Origin of the sequence: Mycolicibacterium peregrinum (genome assembly GCF_001665625.1) — a bacterium.
GTDB classification, from domain to species: Bacteria; Actinomycetota; Actinomycetes; order Mycobacteriales; family Mycobacteriaceae; genus Mycobacterium; species Mycobacterium peregrinum_B.
In genome coordinates this window covers 49,798-75,407 of sequence record NZ_LZSY01000028.1, presented here as the reverse complement: position 1 = coordinate 75,407, position 25,610 = coordinate 49,798, and the positions used below count along the sequence as shown (strand labels likewise).

Genomic DNA, 25,610 nt, shown 5'->3' with positions numbered 1-25,610 from the left:
CGAAGCGGCGACCCCGAACTCGAATCCGAACCGCGCGGTCAAGATGCCCAAACGCTCACGCACCCGCGAACAAGACCGCCAAGACCGCATCGCCGAGGAACGACGCCTACGCGCCGAACTCAACAACGACCTCGCCACCGAACGCGACTACCAAGCCTGGCTCGCCGAAGAGTACGGACCACCACCACCCTTCTGAACAGGGCAATCAACGGCGGCTACGCAGGTAGCGCCTGGGCGACCTCCTGCGCCACCCGAGTACCGGATTCGATGGCGCCCTCGATGTAGCCCGCGTGATCGCTCGCGGTTTCAGTTCCCGCCCAATGGATCTCGCCAACGGGCTCGAAGGGCCACTGAAGAAGCCCGTCCAGGATGCCCGCGATCGGCAACGCCGTATAGCCGCCGCCGACGTACTCATCGGTCTGCCAGGACTTCTCGTGCCAGCTGACAGGCTCAAGCACCTCTGGCCCGATGTGACCGATCAAGGGTTCCAGCACGGCCCTGCGACGCTCATCGGCGCTGAGGCCATCGAGTTGACGGGCCGCGGGTCCGCCGATGAGTACACACAGATGCCCCGGACCGTCCGGCGGGCTGGTGTCGAACACGCCGCTACCCGGGCCGTCGAGGACGATGAGCTCGCCACCCTTGCGCTGCCTCCAGAACGGGCGGTCGTAGACCGCAATCGCCTTGTAAACCGATCCCATATACGTGCCATCCGCAAGCCGGGTCCGTTCAGGCGGCAGCGGTGGTTGGTAGGTGATGGACCGCGCCATTGGCGCCGGCACTGTGACAATGACCTTGGCGGCTCGCACCTCGCCCGCGGTGGACTGGATCGTCACGCCAGTTTCACTGCGACTGATCTTTACGACCCTATGCCCCAAGCGGATCCGCGAACCCAGCTCGGCAGCAAAACCATCGGCCAAGCCTCGCATGCCCTCCACGAGCAGGGAGTCTTGCGCGCCTCCTTTGGTCGACAGCATGGTGAGCACGCCGCCCTGCTGGCGGACCATTCGCGCCATCGCGTAGACCGAGTGCCGATCCAGATCGGCAGTCCACGACACCGCCGCAATCACTTCCAGCAGCCGGCGTGCGGTGCGGCCCGGCACGCGGCGCAGCCACGAGTCCACAGCCTTGTCGTTCCACCCCTGCGGAACTCCGGTGCGGGACAACACCTCTACACCGGCCAGCGCCAATGCGGCCATGAGAACAGCCGGCGATACCGCCGACAGCCGACGTGAGCGGGCGATGAGGCCGGGCATCGGACCCGTGTGCATCTGATAGCTGGTGAGACCGAACTCGTCGACCAGCGAAGCGAGCCGGTGGTGCCCGTGGCCGATCCACTGACCACCGAGGTCGACCGTCGACCCCAGGGCGGTCGTCTCGCTCATCGTTCGGCCGCCGAGCCGGTCTGCAGCTTCCAACACCAGCACGTCGATCCCGCGACGGTGCAGCTCGCGGGCTGCCATCAGCCCCGATACCCCTGCGCCGACCACGACCACCGTGGCCTGTTCCGTTGCGTCATCTCGTGTCGTCATGACGATCCGCCATTTCTAAGTCGGTCAACCGTCCGATTTTTATAGCACGCGAAGACCAGAGGAGGACAGCCCGGCGCCGCCCCTCAGGCCACTAGGCCGAAGGCTGCGGGTCCGCGAGCGTCACCAGCATCTGGATCGCGCGGTCGAGGTCGCGGCGCGCGCGCTGACGGTCCCGGCTCGCCACGTACTGGATGATCAGCCCGTCGAGCATCGCGAGCCCCAGGCGGCCCAGCGTGGCGAACTCGACAGCGCAGCGTTCGCCCGCGGCGTTCGCCGCCTGCTCGCAGAACTCGGTGACGAGCGCGGTGTACCGGTCGTACTGCAGCCGCGCCAGCCCCTCAGAGCCCTCACTGCGTACGGAGTACATCGCCAGTTCGTACTGCATGACCTGCACGCCGACGTCACCTTCGACGAGAGCCTCCCAGAACGTCTTGACACCGTGTCTCAGGGCGTGTGCAAGACCTTGGTCGAGTTCCAGGCTGCCGTGCACCGTGGCGACGACATCGTCGATGACGGCGACGATGACGGCGCGCAGCATCTGATCTTTGGAGGGAAACACGTAGTGCAAGGTGCCCAGCGGGATGCCCGCCTCCGCCGCGACTGCGCGCAGGGTCGTCCCCGGCACGCCGACGTCACTGAGCACGCGGATCGCTGCCGCGACGATCTGCTCGTGACGCTCGGCTGCCTTGACGTAGGCCATCGGAACCTCTCCCCTCAACTGAGCGACAGCTTAGGTGAAAATATGGCCAACACCGTCGTCCGCGCTACGTCACCGGACGACCTTGATGCGATCAGCGCGATCTATGCCCACCATGTCGAGACCGGGGTCGCCACGTTCGAACTGATCCCACCGCACCGCGAAGAGTGGGAGCGTCGGCTGGCGACCGCCCGCGAACGTGAATTGCCGTTCCTCACCGCGACACTCGCCGATGAGATCGTCGGCTATGCCTACTGCTCGCCGTGGAAGCTGCGCCCGGCCTATCGGCACACCGTGGAGAACTCGATCTACCTCGCACCACAAACCGCCGGCCGCGGCATCGGAACCCTCCTGCTACAAGGACTTCTGGACGGCTGCACTGCGGCAGGCATCCGTGAGGTCGTCGCCGTGGTGGTCGACACCGACGAGGCGGCGGCATCTCTTGCCCTGCACCGCAAACACGGTTTCGCCGAGGCGGGCCGACTGCGTGCGGTCGGGTACAAGCACGGACGGTGGCTGGACACGGTGCTGCTGCAGTGCAGCCTGTCGGTCAGCAGTTGACGAGTTCGGGCTCGCAGATCGGCTGCGATGCAGGCTCCTTGGCAGCCGGCTCCTCAACCGGGACCTCCTTGGGGGCAGCATCCTTGGGCGTGCCGCCCCAGGGGAACGCCAGTCGCACGATCTTGCGCACCACGGAGGCAAACTGCTTGTGGATCGGACCCGTGTTGTAGGGCAGGCCGTACCGCTGGCAGATCTCCTTCACCTCGCCGGAGATCTCGGCGTAGCGATGCGCCGGGATGTCCGGGAACAGGTGGTGTTCGATCTGGAAGGACAGATTGCCACTGAAGATGTGGAACCACTTGCCGCCGGTCAGGTTTGCCGAGCCGAGCAACTGGCGGAAGTACCACTGCCCGCGGGTCTCGTTCTCGGTCTCCTCGATGGTGAACTCGTGCGTGCCCTCCGGGAAATGGCCGCAGAAGATGATGGTGTAGGACCACACGTTGCGCATCAGATTGGCGGTCATGTTGCCCGCGAACACAAATGGCGCGAACGGGCCTGCCAACAGCGGGAAGGCCACATAGTCCTTCACGGTCTGCTTGCGCACCTTGGCCCACATCTCGCGCAGCATGTCCTTCTTGTCCCGCAGGCGGATTTCGCCGGTACGGATGCGCTCGGTCTCGAGCTCGTGCAGCGCGACGCCGTACTGGAAGAACACCATCAGCAGGAAGGCGTACAACGGATTGCCCAGGTAGTACGGGCTCCACTTCTGGTCCTCGCTCATGCGCAGGACGCCGTAACCGATGTCGCGGTCCATGTCGACGATGTTGGTGTAGGTGTGGTGCATGTAGTTGTGCGAGTGCCGCCACTGATTGGACGGGCACGCCGAATCCCACTCGAAGTTCTGGCCGCGCAACGCCGGATCACCCATCCAGTCGTACTGGCCGTGCATCACGTTGTGGCCGATCTCCATGTTGTCGAGGATCTTCGACAGCCCGAGCATCACCGTGCCGATCGGCCAGGCCGGCGGCAGGAACAGCAGTGCACGGCCGCCAACCTCGAGCTTGCGCTGCATCTTGATGATGTCGCGGATGTAGGTGGCGTCACGCTCACCGAGGTCGGCGAGGGCGCGTTCACGGATGGAGTCGAGTTCGGCACCGAAGGTCTCGAACTGCTCAGGGGTCAGGGTGTAGTGAGTCATGGTGTGTCCTTTCTTCGAAAAGGGCTGAAAGTAGGTGTCTAGAGGTCGATCTGGACGTCGCCGCAGGGGGCGCTCACGCAGATTTCGATGTTCTCGTCAGGGTCTGTCGAGACCGCGCCGGTGATCAGGTTCTTCACCGGACCGCTGATCTTCCTGCGGGTGCAGGTGTGGCAGATCCCCATCCGGCAACCGCTCGTCGGATTCAGTCCGGCGGCCTCGGCCTGCTCGAGGATCGAGCGGCCGTCGTCGACGACTGTGACGACACTTTCCGTAAAGGCGACGGTTCCGCCGGACACCTCGGTCGGTACGGCGATCACCGGCGGCACAAAGCTCTCCGACTGGGCTCCGGGCAGCAGGTCCTTGACCGCGGAGACCAGAGCCGGTGGGCCGCAGACGAACACCGCGTCGGGGTTCGGCATCGCGGCGGCCAGATGGTCCGGACCGAAGTACCCGGTCAGATCGCCCCGGTCCGAGCGGGTGTAGCTGTGCAGCACCGTGACGCCCGGCGTCGCGGCCAGCTCTGTCGCGTACGCAGCCTCTTCGGGGTTACGGGCGTAGTGGATGAAGGCGACCTCACCATCGAAGTTCTCCTCGCGCAGGGTGCGCAGCATGGAGAGCACCGGCGTGATGCCGCTGCCGCCGGAAACCAACAGGATGCGGCGGGGGCGCTGCTCCGGAAGTGTGAAGTCGCCGCCGACCGAGTCGAGGCCGAGGACCATACCGGGCGCTGCGTTGCGGTACAGGTACTGCGAGACCAGTCCGCCGTCGTGCAGACCGATGGTCAACTCGATGACGGGGCTGCCTTCGGCGTTGGCCGGCGAGTAGCACCGGGTGCGGCGGCGGCCGTCGATCTCCACGGTCAGGTTGATGTGCTGGCCGGCCTTGAAACCCCGCCAGGCGTCGTTGGGCTGCAGGGTCAGGGTGACGCTGCGTGGCGTCTGCTTGCGGACGGCGACCACCCTGGCGCGGGCGTCATCGACGGTCCAGGTGCGGTCGTAAACCTCGGTGTACCGGTCCACGCCATGCGGGCCGGTGAGGATCCCAACCAGGGCGGAGCGCCGGACCCGGCGGCTCAAAGTTTCGGTGAACATATGTACACGATGAGTCCATCGATACGTTCACGTCAAGGGTTAATACCCAGGTTGTTGTGCGGATCACGTGGTGAACAAATGTGCCAACATGTCATACACAATCGTTCCAATCAGGCGTTCGATGTCTCTGTGCTAGCTTTTTTCGGTGAACAGTCGTAGCCCCAGTTCACGAGACCGGCGGTCAAGCCGCTCGTCAAGCTCCCGACCCAAGGACAATCTGTCTCGCGAGGAGCGCAAGGAAGCCACCCGCCGCGCGATCATCACGGCCGCCCTGAAGTTGCTCGAAGAGGACAGTTTCAGCGCGCTCAGCCTGCGTGAGGTCACCCGGGAGGCCGGCATCGTGCCTGCCGCCTTCTACCGGCACTTCGAAACCATGGACGCGCTCGGCCTGGTGCTGATCGATGAGTCCTTCCGCGCCCTCCGGGAGATGCTCCGGCGGGGTCGCGCCGGCCAGCTCGACCCCAAGCGCATCATCGAGTCCTCGGTCGACATCCTGTTCAACAGCGTCAGTGAACGGCCCGAGCACTGGCGCTTCATCAGCCGGGAACGCAACAGCGGAGTCACCGTCGTGCGCTATGCGATCCGCACGGAAATCCGGTTGATCACCTCAGAGCTGGCCATCGACCTGGCCCGGCTTCCCGGCTTGACCACGTGGAGCAGCGAGGATCTCAACATCCTGTCCGGGCTGTTCGTCAACTCGATGATGGTCACGGCGGAATCCATCGAGGATGCCAACGACGCGAAGGCGCTCGAAGATATCAAGCAGAACGCACGTAAGCAGCTCCGCATGATCGTGGTCGGCGTCGCCGGCTGGAGTAGCGGCTGACTTCACCGCGCGAACCGCGGCAATGGGAAAATGCCACATGGCCATCAAGATTGACGCTCTCGATGCCGCGCTGCTGTCGGCATTGGCGACCGACCCACGCACGCCGATACTTGAGCTCGCGTCGCGACTGAAGGTCGCCCGCAACACGGTGCAGGCCCGCATGAAGCGGCTCGAGGAATCCGGTCTGGTCCGCGGCTTCCCACCAAACATCGACCTGGCGGAACTCGGGTACGCGGTGCACGCCTTCGTCGGTATCGAAACCGACCAGAACAAGATGAACGCCATCATCGACGCACTGCGTGCGGTCCCCCACGTGCTCGAGGTGCACGCAACGACCGGGCGGGCCGACCTCCTGGTCCGCATTGCCGCGCAGACCCAAGAGGAGCTGCTGCGGCTCATCCAGGAAGTGCATCGGATCGACGGCGTCAAGCATTCGGAAACCATGCTGGCGATGGCGACTCCGGTCGAATACCGGTCCCTGCCCCTCGTGCAGCATCTGACTCAGCACTCAACAAAATGATGCGTGGATCACAGTGTTCCACGTCACAATTGAGCAATCTGATCAACATTTTCGCCAACTATTGACGCGCATCGCCCTCCACGGCAGATTTCGCTGCACCGATTGCTAGTAGTTCTCGCTTCGCAGCTCACGATCTGAGTTGTGGAAAGTGTGGAGGTTATCCGTGACCAGCGTGCTGTCCCGATCCGAACTCACCGCGACCGAACCCGTCGCTCCGTACGACCTCGACGACCGGTATCGAGTGGGGGCCGGCCCGGTATTGCTCACCGGGGTGCAGGCGATCGCGCGAATGATGGTCGAACAGCATGTCCGTGACCTCCGTGCCGGTCGGCGCGTGGCGACCTTCGTCTCCGGCTACCAGGGCAGCCCACTGGGCGGTGTGGACAAGATGCTCCTGGGCATGCCGAACGTACTGGCCGAGCACGACGTCGTCTTCACCCCAGGGTTCAACGAGGAACTCGCCGCCACCTCCGTCTGGGGCAGCCAGACCGACCTCCCGGCGGGCACGGCAACCCACGACGGCGTCGTCGGAATCTGGTACGGCAAGGGTCCCGGCGTCGACCGCGCCACCGATGCGCTGCGGCACGCCAACATGTACGGCGTCAACCCACGCGGCGGTGTGCTGCTGCTCGTCGGCGACGATCCGGCATCGAAGTCGTCGACGGTGCCTGCGGTCAGCGAACGGTCCCTGGCCGCACTGGGCATCCCGGTGCTGTTCCCGCGCAACGCCGAAGAGATCATCACGATGGGCATGCAAGGTGTCGCGCTGTCGCGGGCCTCTGGCTGCGTCGTGGCGATGAAGATCGTCGCCGATGTCGCCGACGGCGCGTGGACGGTCGACGCCGAAGTGTCCGATCTCGCCATCAAGGTGCCCGAAGTCCAGTGGGATGGACGGCTGTTCACCTACCGCCAGCGCCCGATGGCCGCCCCGGCGGACAGCCTGCTCGCCGAGGCCGACCTCTACGGACCGCGCTGGGCGACCGTGCGCGCCTTCGGTACCGCGAACGACCTCGACGTAGTCGAAGTAGACCCGATGCGCGCCAAGATCGGCATCGCCGCCACCGGAACGACGTTCGACGCGGTGCGTCAGGCGCTGGTCGACCTCGGCGTCGACGACGCGGCGCTGCACCGGGCGGGAATCCGCCTGCTGCGCATCGGGATGCCATACCCGGTCGGCCGGGAGTCGGTCAGGGAGTTCGCCCGCGGCCTCGAGCAGATGATCGTCGTGGAGGACAAGACCGCCTTCATCGAGACTCAGGTCCGCGAAATCCTCTACGGCACCGCTGATGCCCCCCAGATCATCGGGAAGTACGACGCCGCCGGCACACCGCTGTTCCCGCTCGGTGGTGAGCTGACCGCCGGCCGCCTGCTGGCACCGCTGCGCCGTGTGCTGCGCGACCATGTCGAGTTGAAGCGCATGCCACCGCCTGCTCTGTCACTGGAGGTGTTGTCCGCCAAGCGGACCGCGTACTTCTGCAGCGGCTGCCCGCACAACCGCTCCACCGCGATCCCGGAGGGCTCGATCGGCGGGGGCGGTATCGGCTGCCACACACTCGTCACCATGTCGGGCCGCAGCGACAGTGCAGTCGTCGGCCTGACACAGATGGGCGGCGAAGGCAGCCAGTGGATCGGGCAGGCGCCGTTCACCGATGTGCCGCATCTGTTCCAGAACGTCGGCGACGGCACCTTCTTCCACTCCGGCCAGCTCGCGGTGCAGGCCTGTATCGCGGCCGGGGTGAACATCACCTACAAGCTGCTCTACAACGAGGTTGTCGCCATGACCGGCGCGCAGGACGTCGAGGGCGGACTTGGCGTTGCCGGGCTCACCCACAAGCTCACCACCGAAGGCGTCCGGCAGATCATCGTATGCGCCGACGAACCCAAGCGGCACAACAGGAAAGCCCTTGCCAAGGGCACGCTGCTCTGGCACCGCGACCGGCTCGATGAAGCACAGAAGGTCTTGCGCGAGATCCCGGGCGTCACCGTCCTCATCTATGACCAGCACTGCGCCGCCGACGCCCGCCGCCAACGCAAGCGCGGCACCCTGCCCACCCGCAACACCCGCGTGGTGATCAACGAAGCGGTCTGCGAGGGCTGCGGCGATTGCGGCACCAAGTCGAACTGCCTGTCCGTGCAACCCGTCGATACCGAGTTCGGGCGCAAGACGCGTATCGACCAGACCTCGTGCAACACCGACTACAGCTGCCTCGACGGTGACTGCCCGTCGTTCGTCACGGTGGAGCTGACGCCGGACGCCAAGGGCCGCAAGGCAGCCCGACGGAAGAACGCAGAGCCGCCGCGTGTCGGGGACCCGGGCTTCGGCGTCCCTACCGGCACTCAGAACGTCCTGCTGGCCGGCATCGGTGGCACCGGGATCGTCACGGTCAACCAGGTTCTGGCCACCGCCGCGCTGCGCGCCGGCTACGAGGTGGAGAGCCTCGACCAGATCGGGCTCAGCCAGAAGGCCGGACCGGTCGTATCCCACCTGCGGTTCTCGACCAGCACCTTGGAGCCCGCCAACCGGCTGACCCCGGGTGGCGCCGACTGCATCATCGCGATCGACCTGCTGACGGCGACCGAGGGCCGCAACCTCGCCTACGGCAGTCCGGAGCGCACGGTTGCCGTCGCCTCGACAAGCCAGACCCCGACCGGCGACATGGTGTACGACAAGTCGGTCGCCTATCCCGAGACCCAGTCGCTGCTGGACCGGCTCACGGTGGTCACCCGGGCACTCACCCATTTCGACGCGCTCGCCGCGGCCGAGGCGTTGTTCGGCAACACGGCCGCGGCCAACTTCCTGGTCATCGGTGCCGCGTTCCAGAACGGCGGGTTGCCTCTGCCCGAGGCGAGCATCGAGGAGGCCATCGGCATCAACGGTGTCGCGGTCGCCGCCAACGTCGCGGCATTCCGCTGGGGCCGGGTCGCGGTCGCCGATCCGGCCGCGTTCTCCGCCGCGGTGGATGCAGCGCTCCCGAAAGGCACACCGACCGTTGCCAGCCCGGAACTGTTGGCAGGAACCACCTTCGACGGCGAGGTCCGCCGCCTCGTCGAACTGCGGGCCGGCGAGTTGGTTCGCTACCAGAACGCAAGAATCGCCAGGCGCTACGTCGACGCGGTGCAGTCAGTCTGGCAGTCGGAGCGTGCGGTCACCGACGAGACCGCCTTCAGCGAGGCCGTCGCGCGGGGACTGCACAAGTTCACTGCGTACAAGGACGAGTACGAAGTGGCACGCCTGTTGGTCGATCCGGCCTTCCTGGCCGACGTGCAGGCGCAGGTGCCCGGCGGTGAGAATCTGACCTATCGGCTGCATCCGCCCGCTCTGCGGGCGATGGGCCGCTCGAAGAAGGTCGGATTCGGGCCGAGATCGCATATGGCACTGAAGCTGCTCGCCAAGGCCAAGGTGCTGCGCGGCACCAAATTGGATCCGTTCGGCTACGCCCATGTCCGGAAAGTGGAGCGGCAATTGCTGTCCCATTACACCGACATGGTGCTCGGACTCGCCCTCGCATTGAACGCAGACAACTACGACACCGCCGTCGAGGCAGCCGGACTGCCCGACCTGGTCCGGGGCTACGAGGACGTCAAGCTCGGCAACGTCGAGCTGTACCGGGCACGCCTGCGCGACCTCGGTATCACCGTCTGACCTGCCTCCACTCCTATCTGTCCGGCCGCCGAACATGCGGCAACGTCATCCACGCCGCCCAGCGGCAGTGTCACCCCACGCCGCCAAACATGCGGCACCAGAAAGGAATCCCTAGTGACAGTCATGCCCACCACCCTCGGGGTCTTCGGCCGATCCCGCGAGCTGAGTGCGAGAAGCCACGAGCAGGTCGTGTTCTGCGAGGACGAGAAGTCCGGACTGAAGGCGATCATCGCCATCCACTCGACCGTCCTCGGCCCTGCGCTCGGCGGCTGCCGGATGTACCCGTACGCCGACGAATTCGAGGCCCTCGAGGACGTGCTGCGGCTGTCCTGGGGAATGACCTACAAGGCCGCGGCGGCCGGGGTGAACCTGGGCGGTGGCAAGTCTGTCATCATCGGCGACCCGACCAGCGACAAGAGCGAAGAGCTGTTCGCCGCCTTCGCCCGGTTCGTCGACAATCTCGGCGGACGGTACGTCACCGCGGGTGACGTCGGCACCAACACCGACGACCTCGACGTCATCGGCAAGTACACCACGTACGTGACCGGTCGCAGTACCGCCGCTGGTGGTTCCGGCGACAGCGCGCGGCTGACCGCACTCGGCGTGTTCAACGCCATGCGCGCAGGCGCCGAATCCGTCTGGGGTACGGCATCGTTGGCAGGCCGTACCGTGGGCGTCGAAGGCGTCGGCAAGGTGGGACGCGAACTGATCGCCCTGCTGCTCGCCGACGGCGCGGAGGTAGGTGCGACCGACGTGAACGACGCTGCACTGCATCGCGTCTCGATCGATCATCAGTCGGTTCGCCTGCTGAGCTCGGTGGCAGACGCACCCGTCGACATCTACGCTCCGTGTGCACTGGGGGCCACCCTGACACCTGCGAGCGCGGAAACCATCGAGGCGAAGCTGATCTGCGGCGCGGCCAACAACCAGCTCGCCGATCCTGGTGTCGAGCAACTGCTTCGCCGGCGCGAGATCACCTGGGTACCTGACTTCGTCGCCAACGCCGGCGGTCTCATGCAGGTCGCCGGTGAATTGCAGGGCGTTGACCGCGCAACGGTAGAAGCCGACGTGACCCGCATTTTCGACCGAACCCGCGAGATCATTTCTGCGGCACGGGACTCGGGGATCAGCATCGGTGCGGCAGGGAACCGGTTCGCCGAACGACGCCTCGACGGCGCGATCTGATGTCGGCCGGCGGCGGATGGTTCCGTACCAAGTCGATAGAGCAGTCGATCCGGGACACCGATGAACCCGACTCGAAGCTACGCAAGGATCTGACGGCAAAAGATCTCACCGTCTTCGGCGTCGCGGTCGTCATCGGTGCCGGTATCTTCACCCTGACCGCTCAGACCGCGGGCACCATGGCGGGACCGTCCGTATCGCTGGCCTTCATTCTCGCGGCAATCACCTGCGGGCTCACCGCACTCTGCTACGCGGAGTTCGCCTCCACCGTCCCCGTCGCGGGCAGCGCCTACACCTTCTCCTACGCCACCTTCGGTGAGTTGGTCGCCTGGATCATCGGCTGGGACCTGATATTGGAGTTCGCGCTCGCGGTATCCGTTGTCGCCAAAGGCTGGTCGCAATACCTCGGCGAAATCCTCGGCGGATCGATGTCGCCAGTCGCGCACTTCGGGTCGGTCAAGTTCGACTGGGGTGCGGTGGTGATCATCGCCATCGTCGGTTTCCTGCTGGCGACCGGGACCAAGCTGTCCTCACGGGTGTCCGCCGTCGCGGTGGCGATCAAGCTCGCAGTGATCGTCCTGATCCTTGTGGTCGGCGCCGGCTACTTCAAGGCATCGAACCTCACACCCTTCATCCCGCCGGCTCAGCCGTCAGCCAGAGCGGACGGCGTGCACCAGTCGATGCTCGGGTGGCTCACCGGGACCGGCGGCTCGAGCTTCGGTTGGCTGGGCCTGCTGACTGCGGCCAGCATCGCCTTCTTCGCCTTCATCGGCTTCGACGTGGTCGCCACCGCCGCGGAGGAGACCCGCAATCCGCAGCGCGACGTACCGCGCGGCATCTTCGGAGCGCTTGCCATCGTCACGGTGTGCTACGTTGCCGTCTCCTTCGTCCTCACCGGCATGGTGCCGTACACCCAGCTCCAGGGCGACAATGCCACCCTGGCAACGGCATTCGCCCTGCACGGTGACACTTGGGCGAAGAACATCATTTCGATCGGAGCGTTGGCCGGCCTGTCGACCGTCGTCATGGTGATGTTCCTCGGCCAGACCCGGGTCCTGTTCGCGATGTCCCGCGACGGACTCCTCCCCCGCCGCCTCGCGTACACCGGCAGGCAGGGCACCCCGGTGCGATTGACGGTCATCGTGGGAACGGTGTGCGCGCTGCTCGCGGCGTTCGTCGACTTCGGCACTCTTGCGGGAATGGTCAACATCGGCACCCTGTTCGCATTCATCCTCGTCGCGATCGGCGTCCCGGTCCTGCGCCGGACCCGGCCCGATCTGAAGCGCGGCTTCCGTGTTCCGTTCGTTCCGGTGATACCGGTTCTGGCCGCACTCTCCTGCCTGTGGCTGATGTTCAACCTCGAGTTGGAGACCTGGCTGCGCTTCGCGATCTGGATGGCGATCGGCGTGGTGCTGTACTTCGCCTACGGCCGCTCCCATTCGATGCTGGCGCGGCGGCCGGAACGCCGCGACGTCACCGACCTTGCTGAAGTGTCAGTCTGAACCAAGGTGCGGCGGATAGGGTCCCGCTCATGTCCCTTGCAGAGCCACTTGACCTCACCTACCCGCGCCCCGACATCGCAGTCGTCACCCTCAATCGGCCCGAGAAACTGAATGCGTTGTCGTACGAACTGGTCGAGGCCCTGCACGCCACCCTCGACGACATCGCGGCGAACAACGAGTGCCGCGTCGTGGTCCTCACCGGCGCCGGACGCGGCTTCTGCTCGGGCCTGGATCTGAGCAATCCCAACCCGCCCGAGGCGGGCGGCGGCACCGAGTTTCCCCGCTCGGGCATGCGCTGGCAGGAACGCATCGCCAACCTGACGGTCAAGCTGCATCGGCTGCGCCAGCCCGTCATCGCCGCGGTCAACGGTGCTGCCTACGGCGGTGGCTTCGCGCTGGCCGCAGCCAGCGACATCCGCATCGCCGGACCCGCCGCGAAGTTCTGCACACAGTTCATCAAGCTGGGCATCGGCGGCTGCGACATCGGGGTGAGCTATACCCTGCCCAGGATCATCGGCGCGGGCCCGGCGTTCGATCTGATCCTGACCGCGCGGGCGGTCGATGCGACCGAGGCGCTGCGACTCGGCCTGGTCACCCGCATCGTCGACGATACCGCCGACCTGCTCGAAGCCGCCCTGGAGATCGCCGAAACCCTCTGCGGCTATGGCAAATTCGGCCTCGAATCGACCAAGCAGGTGCTGTGGGCCAATCTCGATGCCGGCTGCCTGGAAACGGCGCTGCATGTCGAGAACCGCAGCCAGATCCTGTCGGTCGGCACCGGCAGTCTGAGCGGGACGGCTCAGTTCACGAAGCGTGAGTGAGCATCACGGTGAAGTCGTCGTACACCGGGACCGTCATCGCGCTGTCCCGCCACCGTCGACGATGATCACCTGCCCGGTCATGTAGCTGCCGGCGTCCGAGCACATCAGCAGGGCCGCGCCGACCATCTCATCCGGGGTGGCCAGGCGCTTCATCAAGGTCCCGCCCTTCATGAGGTCGATGGCCTCCTGCGGGTTGTTGCGCATCATGTCGGTGTCGACCGGTCCCGGAGCCAAGGCGTTCACCCGGATTCCCAGCGGGGCGAACTCAGCCGCCATCGACCGGGTGACCGACATCAGCGCGGCCTTGCCCGATGCATAGATGGACAGCGCCGGGGCGAAATTGAACGCCCCGACCGACACCATGTTCAGCACCGCGGCCTTCGCGCTGGCCTTCAGATGCGGCAAGGCGTGCTGCACCAGGAACACCGGTCCGCGCAGGTTCACCTCGTAGGACTTGGCCCAGGCCTCCGGCGTCATCTGCCCCAGCGGCTGGGCCAGTGCGTTCGCCGCGTTGTTGACCACCACGTCGACCCCGCCGAACTCGGCGACCGTGCGCTCCACGAGGGCGCCGAGTTCGTCGATGTTGCCGCTGTGGGTGGGCACCCCGATCGCCTGTCCCCCCAGTTCACGCAGGTGCTCGGCCGCCCGATCGCAGGCGTCGGCCTTGCGGCTGGCAACCACCACACGCGCGCCGGCCAGTGTGAAGCCCTCGGCGAGGGCCAATCCGATCCCACGGGTGCCACCGGTGACGATCACGGTGCGGTCGGTCATGTCGAACAGATGGTCAAAGGTCTCACGGTTCACCTCGTCAGTAGACCATCACCACGGTCCGGTCGTGCAAGGCTTCAGCCCAATGTCCGCGCACTCACGAATTCGCGATCCTCACCGGTGATCGGGTCGGTGAACTCGAGGCGCTGGGCCAACAGTTGCAGTGGATGGTCGAAATCATCCGGCGCGACGTCGATCACTTTGGGGTACAAGGAGTCCCCGATGATCGGCAACCCGATCGAGTTCATGTGCACCCGCAACTGATGTGTCTGCCCGGTGCGGGGCGACAACCGGTACAGCCCGCTACCCAGCTCCTCGACATAGGTCTCGGCGTTGGGCGCCCCGCATTCCTCGAAGGCCTGTAACCGACCGCGGTGCTTGATGATCCGGCTGCGCAGGGTGATGGGCAACGACACCGTGGCGGTGCCTGCGGCCCGGGCCAGGTACGTCTTGCGGGTCTTACCCTCGGCGAACAGCCGCTGATAACTTCCCCGCACCTCGGGACGCACGGTGAACAGCAGCACCCCGGCGGTCAGGCGGTCAAGCCGGTGCGCCGGGCTCAGCTCCGGCAGGTCGAGCTTCCGACGCAACCGCACCAGCGCGGTCTGCGCGACATGCCCGCCGCGCGGCATCGTGGCCAGGAAGTGTGGTTTGTCGACGACCACGATGTCGTCGTCGCGGTACAGCACCGGGATGTCGAATGGCACCTCCACCTCGTCAGCCAGATCTCGGTAGAAGTAGACATGCGCGCCCGCGGGCAATTCCGTGGTGGTGTCGACAACCGTGCCATCGGGAAGAAGCACTTCTCCGGCAAGCACTTTCGCGCCGATACCGAACCGCTGCTGCAGCTCGTCGTACACGTTCACCAGGGATTCCCCGGTCGCTGCGCTCCTGCCCGCCGGACCCAACAGCCGCAGCCGCGCCGGGCCGATTCCGTCACGCACCGGCAGCGGCGGCGACGCGCGCCTGCGCTTAGAGCGTTGGGGCCCGCCCCGCTTCAATGTCCCGTCAATTCAAAGGCACGGGTTCGAGGATCTCGGCGCGGGCCTCGGGCGCGGCCTGGCGCAGCGCATCGGCGGACTCGTCGTCGGGCTGGGTCTGCGACAGCACCTCGGCCTCCACCCGGGCGACATAGGTGGCGACCTCGCGGTCGACGTCCTCGGCGGACCATCCCAGTACGGGCGCAACCACTTCGGCGACCTCACGGGCGCAATCGACTCCGCGGTGCGGATATTCGATGGCGATCCGCATCCGGCGGGCCAGGATGTCCTCAAGGTGCAGAGCGCCTTCGGCCGCCGCGGCGTAGTAGGCCTCGACCTTCAAGTAGACCGGCGCAGCGGTGATGGGTGCCAGCAGTTCAGGCCGGCCCTCCGCCATCTTGAGCACCTCACTGATCAGCGAGCCGTACCGGTCGAGCAGGTGCCGGACGCGATAAGGATGCAGTCCGTATTGCTTGCCAACGTATTCGGTCTGGTTGATCAGGGCGAAGTACCCGTCGGCGCCCATCAGCGGGACCTTCTCGGTGATCGACGGCGCCACCCGGGCCGGGATGAATTCTGCGGCAGCGTCAATCGCGTCAGCGCCCATCACTCGGTAAGTGGTGTACTTTCCGCCGGCGATCGCCACGAGCCCGGGAGAGGGCACCGCGACGGCGTGCTCACGCGAGAGCTTCGAGGTCTCCTCGCTCTCACCGGCCAGCAGCGGACGCAGCCCGGCGTAGACACCGTCGATGTCGTCGTGGGTCAACGGGGTTGCCAGCACGGTGTTGACATGGCCGAGGATGTAATCGATGTCGGCCTTGGTCGCGGCGGGATGCGCGAGGTCGAGATTCCAATCCGTGTCGGTGGTCCCGATGATCCAGTGCGTACCCCAAGGAATCACGAACAGCACCGACTTCTCGGTGCGCAGGATGATCGCCACCTCGCTGACGATCCGGTCCCGCGGCACCACGATGTGTACCCCCTTGGAGGCACGCACCCGGAACCGCCCGCGTTCCTTGGACAGGGCCTGGATCTCGTCGGTCCACACCCCGGTGGCGTTGACCACCACGTGGCCCCTCACCTCGGTGATGGCGCCGTCCTCGGAATCGCGCAGCGTGACACCCACCACGCGATCACCTTCGCGCAGCAACGCCACCACCTGGCTCGACGAGCGCACGACCGCGCCGTAGTGGGCCGCGGTACGGGCCACCGTCATGGTGTGCCGAGCGTCGTCAACCACGGTGTCGTAGTAGCGGATACCGCCGATCAGAGAACTACGCTTCAGCCCCGGCGCCAACCGTAGCGCTCCGGACTTGGTCAAATGCTTTTGCGCCGGAACGGATTTCGCGCCACCCAGCTGGTCGTAGAGGAAGATGCCCGCCGCGATATAGGGCCGCTCCCACCAACGGTTGGTCAAGGGGAACAGGAACGGCAACGGCTTGACCAGGTGCGGCGCCAACGTGGTCAGCGACAGTTCACGCTCGTACAGGGCTTCACGCACCAGGCCGAATTCGAGTTGCTCGAGATACCGCAACCCGCCGTGGAACATCTTGGAGCTGCGACTGGAGGTGCCGGAAGCGAAATCGCGGGCCTCGACGAGCGCCACGGTGAGTCCGCGGGTCGCGGCGTCCAACGCCGCTCCGGCGCCCACCACACCACCGCCGATGACCACCACGTCGAATTGTTCACTGCCGAGTCGTTGCCAGGCTTGCGCCCTGTGCTGCGGTCCGAGGAAGGTTTGCCCGTCGCCCGGTGCTGAGATCGGGTCAGTCACGATTCCCAGGCTACGTGGGTGACGTGGGATCTGCCCGATTCTGCTCGTCCTCGGCCAGTCCAATTCGTCTGCGCCGGCCCTTTTGAGCGGTAGGTTCCCTAGCGTGTCGAATCAACCCCCGGGCTTGCCGGGACAGCCGTACCCGCCCGGTGGTGTCGGGCCGACGGGATACGGATACGGACCGCCGCCTGGTCACTTTCCCGGCCCGCCGCAACAGAAGGCGGCGCCGAAGAAGCTCTGGTACGGCGTCGGCGCGGCACTGCTCATCGTCGGGGTTCTGGTCGCGGTACTCGGGGGCGTGGGGATGATCGGGAATTTTTCCGACGCGGCACCGGATGCCGAACACACCTTCGGAAACGGCGAGACGACGACGGTGCACTTCGACGCCGGTGAGACCAGGGTGATCTTCGCTGCCGAACCTGATGAGAATCACCACGTTCGGTGCAACGTCAGCACTCGAACCGGTACCGACGATGACATCAAGGTGGACAACTACGACGGCACCCTCACGATCAACCAGTGGCAGGCCTTGTTCACCGTGACCGTGCAAAAGGCCTCGGACTATGCCGTCACATGCAAAGGTGCTGCCTCAGACGAGTTCGGCGTGGGTGGTGACGCCAAACCCGCATCGCTCGTCGGCGGTATTTTCGCCATCTTCGGCGGCGGCATCTTGTGTGTCGCCGGGATCCTGACGCTCATCATCACGGCGCTGTTGCGACGACGCCGGCAGGCCTGACACCAGCCGCCTAGTCCAGGTCGTCGTGCTTCATCAGTTGACGCGCGGCCTCGGTGATCGAACCGGACAACGACGGGTACACCGAGAAGGTCTGGGCCAACTCGGTGACCGGGATACCGTTCTGAACCGCCAGGGCGATCGGCAGGATCAGCTCGGAGGCGATCGGGGCCACCACGACGCCGCCGATCACCACCCCGGTAGCCGGGCGGCAGAAGATCTTGACGAAACCACGGCGCAGGCTGGACATCTTGGCCCGGGCATTCGTGTTGAGCGGCAGGGTCAGGGTGCGGGCCGGCACCGACCCGTCGTCGATCGCAGCCTGGGGAACCCCGACCGCGGCGATCTCCGGTCGGGTGAACACCGCCGCGGCGACGGTGCGCAAGCGGATCGGGGCCACGGCCTCGCCGAGGGCGTGATACATCGCGATGCGTCCCTGCATGGCCGCCACCGAGGCCAGCGGCAGCAGTCCGGTGCAGTCTCCCGCCGCGTAGATGCCGGACACCGAGGTCCGCGACACGCGGTCGACTTTGAGGTAATTGCCCGGCCCGAGCTCGATGCCGACGCGCTCCAGACCGAGACCACTCGTGTTGGGCACCGAGCCGACCGTCATCAGCGCATGGCTGCCGTCGACGGTGCGCCCGTCGGCCATCGTGACGCGCACGCCGCTCTCGGTGCGGGTGACCGACTCGGCGCGGGCATTCTTGACCAGGGTGACGCCGCGTTCGGAGAACACCTCCTCCAGCACAGCCGCGGCATCGGAGTCTTCGTGCGGCAGGATCTGGTCGCGGCTGGCCACGACCGTCACGGTCACCCCGAGTTCGGTGTAGGCGTTGACGAACTCGGCGCCGGTGACACCCGACCCGACCACCACGAGATGCTCGGGCAGCGCTTCGAGGTCGTAGAGCTGGCGCCAGTTGAGGATGCGTTCCCCGTCGGGCACGGCGTTGGGCAGCACCCGCGGGCTGGCGCCGGTGGAGATCAACACCACATCGGCCGTCAGCTGGCTGACGGCACCGTCCGGGCCGGTCACCTTGACCCGGTGCTGGGCCATGCCGGGGACGTCGTCGATCAGTTCGCCGCGGCCCGCGATCAACTCGATACCCTCGCTGCGCAGCCGGTCGGCAATGTCCTCGGACTGTGCCGTGGCCAGGTTCTTCACCCGCTCGTTGATCTGCGGCAGCGAGATCTTGGACTGCTCGAAATCCAACGAATATCCCAGGTTGGGAGCGCGCCGAAGTTCGGTCCGCACGCCTGTGGAGGCGATGAACGTCTTGGACGGCACACAGTCCCACAGCACGCACGCGCCGCCGATGCCGTCGCAGTCGACGATGGTGACGTGAGCGACCTCCGGGCCGCGGGCAGCGGCGACGAGAGCCGCCTCATAGCCGGCGGGTCCGCCGCCGATGATCACGATGCGGGTAGCCACGGCACCAACCTAACCAACTTTGCGCACTAAGCTGTCTTACCGTGCCGCTTTACGCCGCCTACGGGTCCAATATGCATCCGGAGCAAATGCTCGAGCGGGCTCCGCATTCCCCGATGGCCGGAACAGGGTGGTTGCACGGCTGGCGGCTGACGTTCGGCGGTGAGGACATCGGCTGGGAAGGCGCGCTGGCGACCGTCGTCGAGGATCCGCTGTCCAAGGTGTTCGTGGTGCTCTACGACATGACGCCGGCCGACGAGCATTCCCTCGATCGGTGGGAGGGCTCCGAACTCGGGTTCCACAAGAAGATCCGCTGCCGGGTGCACAGGTTGTCGTCGGACACCACGACCGACCCGGTGCTCGCATGGCTGTACGTGGTCGACGCCTGGGAGGGCGGTCTGCCCTCGGCCCGCTATCTCGGAGTGATGGCCGACGCCGCTGAGATCGCCGGGGCGCCGGACGAGTACGTGCACGATCTGCGTACCCGTCCCGCTCGCAATATCGGGCCGTAATTTCTCTCCGCGAGCGTGCGTGTTTGCTGTCCGACACGCCGCATTTCGCCGCCATTCTGCGCACCCTCACGCCGCCGGAGCGTGACTTAACTGCGCATTGATGCGGGCCACCATCTCCCCGCCGCGGTGCCGCACGTCCTCGAACACGATCGCGATGACGATCCACCCGATGTCCATCAGCGACTCGGCGCGCTCGTCGGCCAGCGCAATGAGGTTGCGGACGGCGACGATGCCGCGACGGCCGGCCTGCTCAGTAGCTGCGCGCCAAAGTTCGGTGCGGCTCCACGTGCCGCCGCGTAGTGCGGCGTCCAGCGTGGCCAGAGCGCGCGGGCGGGGTAGTGCGCGCGCCACCTCGATGGCAGTCCAAGCCGGCGCCGTGACGTATCTGCCAGCGACGACGGTGAGCGGCGCGCCATCCCGTCGGTGCACCACCAATCCGTCGACCGACCGCAGTTGGCAGCCTGGCGGATTGAGGACGTGCAAGTCAGCCGACCCTTCGGTGTCGAACCCGTGTACAGCCGCGGCGCTCGTCAGACACAGCGGCACCTTCTTGCCACACGAGAGGTCCAAGCCGTGTAACCGGAGCTGCTCGGTGGGCTCACCTCGACAGTAAATTCCGTGCCAGATCCTTTCGAGCACGCCAGAATGCACCGCCGATTCGAACGCGTGGCGCGTCATGCGGGCCAGTATCTGGCCGCTGCCGGCCACGCCGTTCTGCTCGTCGAACACTCTCATCAGTTGCTGGTCCATGCCAACGAGCTTTGTTGGTGCGCAACATCTTCGGAAGACACAATCTGCGGATCTGTGGATGAACTGCGCGCTGTGCACAACCGGTGGGCGCCGAGCGTGGGCATAATGCCGGCGCTGCGCGGCGCGTTGACCAGCAGACACGCACGCTCGCGGTGGAAGGTGGCTAGGCCGAGGCCTCGACGATGTTGACCATCGTCCGGACACCGACGCCCAACGCACGTTCGTCGATGTCGAACGTCGGCTGATGTAGATCGAGTTGCGGCCCCTGTCCGCTCCAGACGCCGAGCCGGCCCATGGCACCGGGCACGTCTTCCAGGTACCACGAGAAATCCTCGCCACCGCCGGACTGATGGGTGTCGGCGAGCACGTCGGGGCCGATGGCCTCGATGGCGTGCGTGAGGATGCGGGTGGACACCTCTTCGTTGACCACCGGGGGCACGCCGCGCCGGTAATTGAGGCTGTGCGAGATGTTCAGCGGCGCGAGCAGCGACGTAACCGTCTCTTCCACAATCGATTCCAGCGTCAGCCAGGTATCGCGACTTGCCGTGCGGATGGTCCCGGCCAGGGTGCCGATCTGCGGGATGGCATTGGCCGCCACACCCGCATTGACCGCGCCCCACACCATCACGGTGTCGTGGCGGGGGTCGATGCGACGGGACAGCACGCCGGGCAGCCCGGTGATCAACGTTCCCAGCCCGTAGACCAGGTCACCGGTCAGGTGCGGCCGGGAGGTGTGCCCGCCGGGCGAGTGCAGGGTGATCTCGATGGAATCTGCAGCCGACGTGATCGGTCCGGGCTTGGTGGCCACCTGGCCGACGACCAGCCGAGGGTCGCAGTGCAGAGCGAAGATCCGGCTCACCCCGGTCAGCACACCCGCGTTGATCGCGTCGATCGCGCCGCCGGGCATCAGCTCCTCCGCCGCCTGGAACAGCAACCGGACGCCGACCGGCAGCTCCGGCACCGACGCCAACGCCATCGCAGCGCCGAGCAGTACCGCGGTGTGGGCGTCGTGCCCGCAGGCGTGCGCGACGTTGGGCACCGTGGAGGCGTAGGACGCGCCCGTGCGGTCGGCCATCGGCAGGGCGTCCATGTCGGCGCGCAGCGCGATCCGCGGGCGGTCCTCCGGCCCGAAGTCACACGTCAACCCGGTGCCGCCGGGTAGCACCTTGGGGTTCAGCCCGGCCTCGGCCAGGTGTCGGGCCACGAACTCGGTGGTCGCGAACTCCTGGCGACCAAGTTCAGGATGGGCGTGCAGGTGCCGCCGCCACGACACCATCTCGTCGTAGTTGGCCGACAACCAGCGGGCAGCCGCATGCTGCAGCACACTCATGACGCCTGCCTCCTCTGCAGCGCCTCCAGGACCCGGTCCCGCTGCGCAGGCGTCTCGGCCAGCTGAACGACGCTGCGGGCCAACATGATTGCACCTTCCAACACGGCCTTGTCGGCACTCGGACCCGCCGCGGCAGCCGTGAACGCCGGTTGGTGGATCGCGGCGCCGCCCGAGTCGATACCGATCACCGGATGGATGCCGGGCATCACCTGACTGATGTTGCCCATGTCGGTACTGCCCAGTGGCACACTCGCCTCCACGTTCTCCGGCAACGGGTTACGGCCCAGGCGCAGCATCTCGGCGCGGATGGTCTCCGAGAGCCACGGATCGGGCACAAGTTCGGCGTAGGCCGGGCCGATCTCGGTGACCTGGTGCTCGCAGCCCGTCGCCAGTGCCCCGGCCGAAAAACAGCCCGCCATCCGGTCTTCCAGCTCGCGCAGGGCCGACATGTCGGTGGCCCGCATCGTGTATCTCATTTCGGCCCGACCGGGAATGACGTTGGTGGCCTGCCCGCCGTGGGTGACGATGCCGTGCACCATCTGCCCCGGCATGAGCTGCTGACGCAGTAGCCCGATCGCGACCTGCGCGACGGTGACCGCGTCACCGGCGTTGACACCCAGATAGGGCGCCACGGCGGCGTGCGATTCCCGGCCGGTGTAATTCACCGTCACCTCGGAGAGCGCCAGCGAGCGCGCCGCGGCGATGTCCACGGGCCCGGGATGCAGCATGACCGTGGCGGCGATGTCGTCGAACACACCGGCATTGAGCAGCAAGACTTTTCCGCCACCGAGTTCCTCGGCCGGGGTGCCGATCAACACGACGGTCAGGCCGAGCTCGTCGGCGACATCGGCGAGAGCCAGCGCGGCGCCGACCGCCGAGGCCGCGATGATGTTGTGTCCGCAGGCATGCCCGATCTCGGGCAGGGCGTCGTACTCCGCGCAGATCCCGATCACCAGCGGGCCGCTGCCGTAGGAGGCCCGGAACGCGGTGTCCAGCCCGCCGGCTGCCGCGGTGATCTCGAAGCCGTACTCGGCCACCAGCGCCTGGGTCTTGGCGCAGCTGCGGTGCTCGGCGAACGCCAACTCAGGCTCGGCATGTATCGAGTGGGAGAGTTCGACGAGGTCGCCACGACGCCGGTTGATGGCGTCCTCGACGCTCAGCGAGGCGGTGGCAGACGGCATCCTCGCAGTATCTCACTGCCCGTTTCCGGCGGTTAAGCTCGCCTATCGTGACCGATCCCCAGGCATCCAGCCAGGCAGCCGCCGCCATCGCCGAACGGACCGGCGTCGAACGCCACGATGTCGCGGTGGTGCTCGGATCGGGTTGGGCACCCGCGGTAACCGAGCTGGGCGAGCCGGTGGCAACGGTGCCGATGGCCGATCTCCCCGGCTTCACCCCGCCGACCGCGACCGGCCACGGCGGCCTGGTGCACTCGGTGCGCCTCGGGAGTCACCGCGTGCTGGTGCTGGCCGGGCGCATCCACGCTTATGAGGGCCACGACCTGCAGCATGTGGTGCATCCGGTCCGGACGGCTGCGGCAACGGGCGTGTCCACCGTGGTGCTGACCAACGCGGCCGGCGGGCTGCGTGCCGAGTATCAGGTGGGCCAGCCGGTACTGATCAGTGACCATCTCAACCTCACGTCGCGGTCGCCGCTGGTAGGTGCGCAGTTCGTCGACCTGGTCGACGCCTACTCCCCCAAACTTCGAGCCCTGGCCCGAGAGATCGAGCCGACCCTGGCCGAGGGCGTCTATGCCGGGCTGCCGGGCCCGCATTACGAGACCCCGGCCGAGATCCGGATGCTGCGCACCCTGGGAGCCGATCTGGTCGGCATGTCGACGGTGCACGAGACCATCGCCGCCCGGGCCGCCGGCCTGCAGGTCCTGGGCATCTCGATGGTGACCAACCTGGCTGCCGGGATGACGGGTGAACCGCTCAGCCACACCGAGGTCCTAGAGGCCGGGCGTCAGTCCGCAACCCGGATGGGTTCCCTGCTGGCTTCGGTGATCAGACAGATCTAGCCGACGAGATACCGCTGCAGGGTGGGGCCGATCCAGTCGACGACCTCCTGACGCGACATCGTGACCAGCGGCGGGAATTCCAGGACATAGCGGCACAACGCCATGCCCAGTACCTGGGACGCGGCGAGACTGGCCCGAACCGGGGTGTCGGGAGCGTCGCCACTGGTCTCCGCTATCGCCGGGGCGAGCTGTGCGGCGAAGATCGTGCGCATCCGCTCGGCCACTGCCTCGTTGGTGACACCGGCGCGCAACAGGATCAACAGCGCCTCGTCGCGCTCCCAGCGTTCGAGGAAATGCGCGGCCAGCGCGGCGCCGATCTCTTCGCGTGGGATCCGCGTGAGATCCGGTAGTTCCAAGTCGAATTCGGCGGCCGCGGCGAACAGCCGCTCCTTGTTGCCGTAGTAGCGCATCACCATCGCCGGGTCGATCCCGGCGTCGGCCGCAATCGCCCGGATCGTCGCGCGCTCGTATCCGTCGGCGGCGAAGCGCTCCCGAGCCGCGGCGAGGATCACGGACTTGGTCTCGGCTGCCGGTCGTCGCATGTCAACAAGTGTAGGTCAACGACCGTTGACATCCAGCCCGCCACGGGCCTACCTTGAAGTCAACAAGCGTTGACCAACAGTTGTTGACAAAGGAGTCGAAGATGCAAGCGCTCACCACCGACGTCCTGATCGTCGGAGCCGGACCCGTCGGCCTGACCGCCGCCATCGTGCTCATCCAGCACGGTCACGAGGTGACCGTCGTGGATCGACAGGCCGAGGGCACCAACACCTCGCGGGCCGCCGTGGTCCACCCGCACACGCTGGAATTGCTGGAGCCCTACGAGGTGGTCGCGGACCTCGTCGCTCGCGGCGTGCACACGCCGACCTTCGCCATCCGGGACCGCGACGATCTCCTGGTCGCGGTGCCGTTCAGCCAGCTGCCGACCCGCTACCCGTACACATTGATGATCTCGCAGGCCGACACCGAGGCGTTCCTGCTCAACCGGCTCGAGGAGCTGGGCGGCAAGGTCGTCCGCCCCGCTTCGGTCATCGGGATCCAGCAGACCGCCGACCAGGCGATGGCTACGTTCGCCGATGGCCAGCAGATCCGGGCCCGGTACCTGATCGGCGCCGACGGCATGCACAGCACGGTCCGCGAACACGCCGGGATCGCGTTCAACGGCGGCACCTACGGCGAGTCGTTCGCGCTGGCCGATGTCCGGCTGTCCGGCGGCGTGCCGGCCGACGAGGTGATCCTGTACTTCTCGCCGGCCGGGCTGGTCGTCGTCGCACCACTGCCCGACGGGATGTACCGCATCGTCGCGACGGTGGACGAAGCCCCGCAGCACCCGGACGTCGCGTTTGTGCAGTCGCTGCTGGATGAGCGCGGCCCGGTGGCCGAGCCCGCCGTGGTCGAAGAGGTGGTGTGGGGCTCCAGGTTCCGGGTGCATCACCGAGTTGCCGACGCGTTCCGCGACCACCGCATCCTGCTGGCAGGCGACGCCGCCCACGTGCACTCCCCCGCCGGCGGGCAGGGGATGAACCTCGGCATCGAGGATGCCGTCGTCCTCGGCGAGCACCTGGCGCAGGTACTGGACGCCGGAGCCGACGACGCCGTGCTCGACGAGTACGCGGCCACCCGCCGCCACACCGCACGTCGTGTGGTCTCGATGACCAGCCGGCTCACCGAACTCGCCACCGCATCGGCCCGCCGCCGCCCGCTCCGCAATCGCGTCATGCGACTGGCCGGCAAGCTGCCCGCCGTCCGCCGCGCGCTTGCCTGGCAGTTGTCCGGCCTGAACCGGCGATGAGCAGGCCGATCA

The 25,610-nt window shown here is 66.6% G+C and carries 23 protein-coding genes and 1 pseudogene; 12 read left to right on the top strand and 12 right to left on the bottom strand.

The window, feature by feature from the left end; genetic code table 11:
• Nucleotides 1–196 (top strand): annotated as a pseudogene (locus A5779_RS04735) (HNH endonuclease); the annotation flags it as partial.
• A 19-nt stretch (nt 197–215) separates the two neighbouring features.
• Here A5779_RS04735 and A5779_RS04730 read toward each other — a convergent pair.
• Nucleotides 216–1,532: a flavin monoamine oxidase family protein gene (locus A5779_RS04730; protein WP_064879445.1), complete on the bottom strand. Its 1,317-nt coding sequence runs from the start codon at nt 1,530–1,532 to the stop codon at nt 216–218.
• Nucleotides 1,533–1,623: 91 nt separating this feature from the next.
• Nucleotides 1,624–2,232 carry a TetR/AcrR family transcriptional regulator gene (locus tag A5779_RS04725; RefSeq protein ID WP_064879443.1) on the bottom strand — a complete coding sequence of 203 codons (609 nt, stop codon included), beginning with the start codon at nt 2,230–2,232 and terminating at the stop codon, nt 1,624–1,626.
• Nucleotides 2,233–2,274: 42 nt separating this feature from the next.
• Here A5779_RS04725 and A5779_RS04720 point away from each other — a divergent pair, with 42 nt between their 5' ends.
• On the top strand, nt 2,275–2,790 hold the full coding sequence (locus A5779_RS04720) for a GNAT family N-acetyltransferase (protein WP_064879441.1): 516 nt from the start codon (nt 2,275–2,277) through the stop codon (nt 2,788–2,790).
• Here A5779_RS04720 and A5779_RS04715 read toward each other — a convergent pair.
• On the bottom strand, nt 2,780–3,928 hold the full coding sequence (locus tag A5779_RS04715; protein ID WP_064879439.1) for a fatty acid desaturase family protein: 1,149 nt from the start codon (nt 3,926–3,928) through the stop codon (nt 2,780–2,782). The two genes, A5779_RS04720 and A5779_RS04715, sit on opposite strands and share 11 nt — an antisense overlap.
• Nucleotides 3,929–3,966: 38 nt before the next feature.
• Nucleotides 3,967–5,019 carry a ferredoxin reductase gene (locus A5779_RS04710; protein ID WP_064879437.1) on the bottom strand — a complete coding sequence of 351 codons (1,053 nt, stop codon included), beginning with the start codon at nt 5,017–5,019 and terminating at the stop codon, nt 3,967–3,969.
• A gap of 145 nt (nt 5,020–5,164) precedes the next feature.
• Here A5779_RS04710 and A5779_RS04705 point away from each other — a divergent pair, with 145 nt between their 5' ends.
• The 6 genes from A5779_RS04705 to A5779_RS04680 all read left to right on the top strand — a co-directional run bounded on the left by A5779_RS04705 (nt 5,165) and on the right by A5779_RS04680 (nt 13,513).
• The gene (locus tag A5779_RS04705) at nt 5,165–5,845 is read left to right on the top strand and encodes a TetR family transcriptional regulator (RefSeq protein WP_064879435.1); all 681 of its coding nucleotides are present in this window, start codon (nt 5,165–5,167) and stop codon (nt 5,843–5,845) included.
• A gap of 37 nt (nt 5,846–5,882) precedes the next feature.
• On the top strand, nt 5,883–6,365 hold the full coding sequence (locus A5779_RS04700) for an Lrp/AsnC family transcriptional regulator (RefSeq protein WP_055111379.1): 483 nt from the start codon (nt 5,883–5,885) through the stop codon (nt 6,363–6,365).
• Nucleotides 6,366–6,528: 163 nt separating this feature from the next.
• On the top strand, nt 6,529–10,008 hold the full coding sequence (locus tag A5779_RS04695; protein ID WP_082941527.1) for an indolepyruvate ferredoxin oxidoreductase family protein: 3,480 nt from the start codon (nt 6,529–6,531) through the stop codon (nt 10,006–10,008).
• 123 nt (nt 10,009–10,131) lie between these two features.
• Nucleotides 10,132–11,193 carry a Glu/Leu/Phe/Val dehydrogenase dimerization domain-containing protein gene (locus A5779_RS04690; RefSeq protein ID WP_064879433.1) on the top strand — a complete coding sequence of 354 codons (1,062 nt, stop codon included), beginning with the start codon at nt 10,132–10,134 and terminating at the stop codon, nt 11,191–11,193.
• Entirely contained in the window at nt 11,193–12,692 is a 1,500-nt protein-coding gene (locus A5779_RS04685; RefSeq protein ID WP_064879431.1) for an amino acid permease, read from the top strand. The genes A5779_RS04690 and A5779_RS04685 overlap by 1 nt, the downstream gene beginning before the upstream one ends.
• Before the next feature lie 29 nt (nt 12,693–12,721).
• The gene (locus A5779_RS04680; protein WP_064879429.1) at nt 12,722–13,513 is read left to right on the top strand and encodes an enoyl-CoA hydratase/isomerase family protein; all 792 of its coding nucleotides are present in this window, start codon (nt 12,722–12,724) and stop codon (nt 13,511–13,513) included.
• Between the two features lie 33 nt (nt 13,514–13,546).
• On the opposite strand, the gene A5779_RS04675 is transcribed toward A5779_RS04680, so the two are convergent.
• The 3 genes from A5779_RS04675 to A5779_RS04665 form a co-directional block, all read right to left on the bottom strand.
• Nucleotides 13,547–14,317, bottom strand: a complete 771-nt coding sequence (locus A5779_RS04675) for an SDR family NAD(P)-dependent oxidoreductase (RefSeq protein ID WP_064879427.1) — start codon at nt 14,315–14,317, stop codon at nt 13,547–13,549.
• A 41-nt stretch (nt 14,318–14,358) separates the two neighbouring features.
• Nucleotides 14,359–15,225, bottom strand: coding sequence for a pseudouridine synthase (locus A5779_RS04670; RefSeq protein WP_110776879.1), 867 nt, complete (start codon nt 15,223–15,225; stop codon nt 14,359–14,361).
• A gap of 64 nt (nt 15,226–15,289) precedes the next feature.
• Nucleotides 15,290–17,035, bottom strand: a complete 1,746-nt coding sequence (locus tag A5779_RS04665; RefSeq protein WP_064879423.1) for a glycerol-3-phosphate dehydrogenase/oxidase — start codon at nt 17,033–17,035, stop codon at nt 15,290–15,292.
• A 103-nt stretch (nt 17,036–17,138) separates the two neighbouring features.
• Between A5779_RS04665 and A5779_RS04660 the strand changes: the two genes are divergently transcribed.
• Nucleotides 17,139–17,771 (top strand): hypothetical protein, encoded by a 633-nt coding sequence (locus tag A5779_RS04660; RefSeq protein ID WP_131811566.1) that lies wholly within the window; start codon nt 17,139–17,141, stop codon nt 17,769–17,771.
• 10 nt (nt 17,772–17,781) lie between these two features.
• Here the strand turns inward: A5779_RS04660 and A5779_RS04655 are convergent, their stop codons facing one another.
• A complete protein-coding gene (locus A5779_RS04655; protein WP_064879419.1) occupies nt 17,782–19,197 on the bottom strand; it encodes an NAD(P)H-quinone dehydrogenase in 1,416 nt (471 codons plus the stop codon).
• Nucleotides 19,198–19,238: 41 nt separating this feature from the next.
• On the opposite strand from A5779_RS04655, the gene A5779_RS04650 reads away from it, so the two are divergent.
• Nucleotides 19,239–19,706: a gamma-glutamylcyclotransferase family protein gene (locus A5779_RS04650; RefSeq protein ID WP_064879416.1), complete on the top strand. Its 468-nt coding sequence runs from the start codon at nt 19,239–19,241 to the stop codon at nt 19,704–19,706.
• Between the two features lie 66 nt (nt 19,707–19,772).
• Here the strand turns inward: A5779_RS04650 and A5779_RS04645 are convergent, their stop codons facing one another.
• The 3 genes from A5779_RS04645 to A5779_RS04635 form a co-directional block, all read right to left on the bottom strand.
• Entirely contained in the window at nt 19,773–20,456 is a 684-nt protein-coding gene (locus tag A5779_RS04645; protein WP_064879415.1) for a type IV toxin-antitoxin system AbiEi family antitoxin domain-containing protein, read from the bottom strand.
• A gap of 163 nt (nt 20,457–20,619) precedes the next feature.
• On the bottom strand, nt 20,620–21,786 hold the full coding sequence (locus A5779_RS04640) for a M20 family metallopeptidase (RefSeq protein WP_064879413.1): 1,167 nt from the start codon (nt 21,784–21,786) through the stop codon (nt 20,620–20,622).
• Nucleotides 21,783–22,967 carry a M20 family metallopeptidase gene (locus A5779_RS04635; RefSeq protein WP_064879411.1) on the bottom strand — a complete coding sequence of 395 codons (1,185 nt, stop codon included), beginning with the start codon at nt 22,965–22,967 and terminating at the stop codon, nt 21,783–21,785. Before A5779_RS04635 ends, A5779_RS04640 begins: the two co-directional genes overlap by 4 nt.
• Before the next feature lie 47 nt (nt 22,968–23,014).
• Between A5779_RS04635 and A5779_RS04630 the strand changes: the two genes are divergently transcribed.
• Entirely contained in the window at nt 23,015–23,806 is a 792-nt protein-coding gene (locus A5779_RS04630; RefSeq protein WP_064879409.1) for a purine-nucleoside phosphorylase, read from the top strand.
• Here the strand turns inward: A5779_RS04630 and A5779_RS04625 are convergent.
• The gene (locus A5779_RS04625) at nt 23,803–24,348 is read right to left on the bottom strand and encodes a TetR/AcrR family transcriptional regulator (RefSeq protein WP_055109569.1); all 546 of its coding nucleotides are present in this window, start codon (nt 24,346–24,348) and stop codon (nt 23,803–23,805) included. The genes A5779_RS04630 and A5779_RS04625 overlap by 4 nt on opposite strands.
• A 101-nt stretch (nt 24,349–24,449) precedes the next feature.
• Between A5779_RS04625 and A5779_RS04620 the strand changes: the two genes are divergently transcribed.
• Nucleotides 24,450–25,598, top strand: coding sequence for an FAD-dependent oxidoreductase (locus tag A5779_RS04620; protein ID WP_064879408.1), 1,149 nt, complete (start codon nt 24,450–24,452; stop codon nt 25,596–25,598).
• The last annotated feature ends 12 nt before the right edge of the window (nt 25,599–25,610 follow it).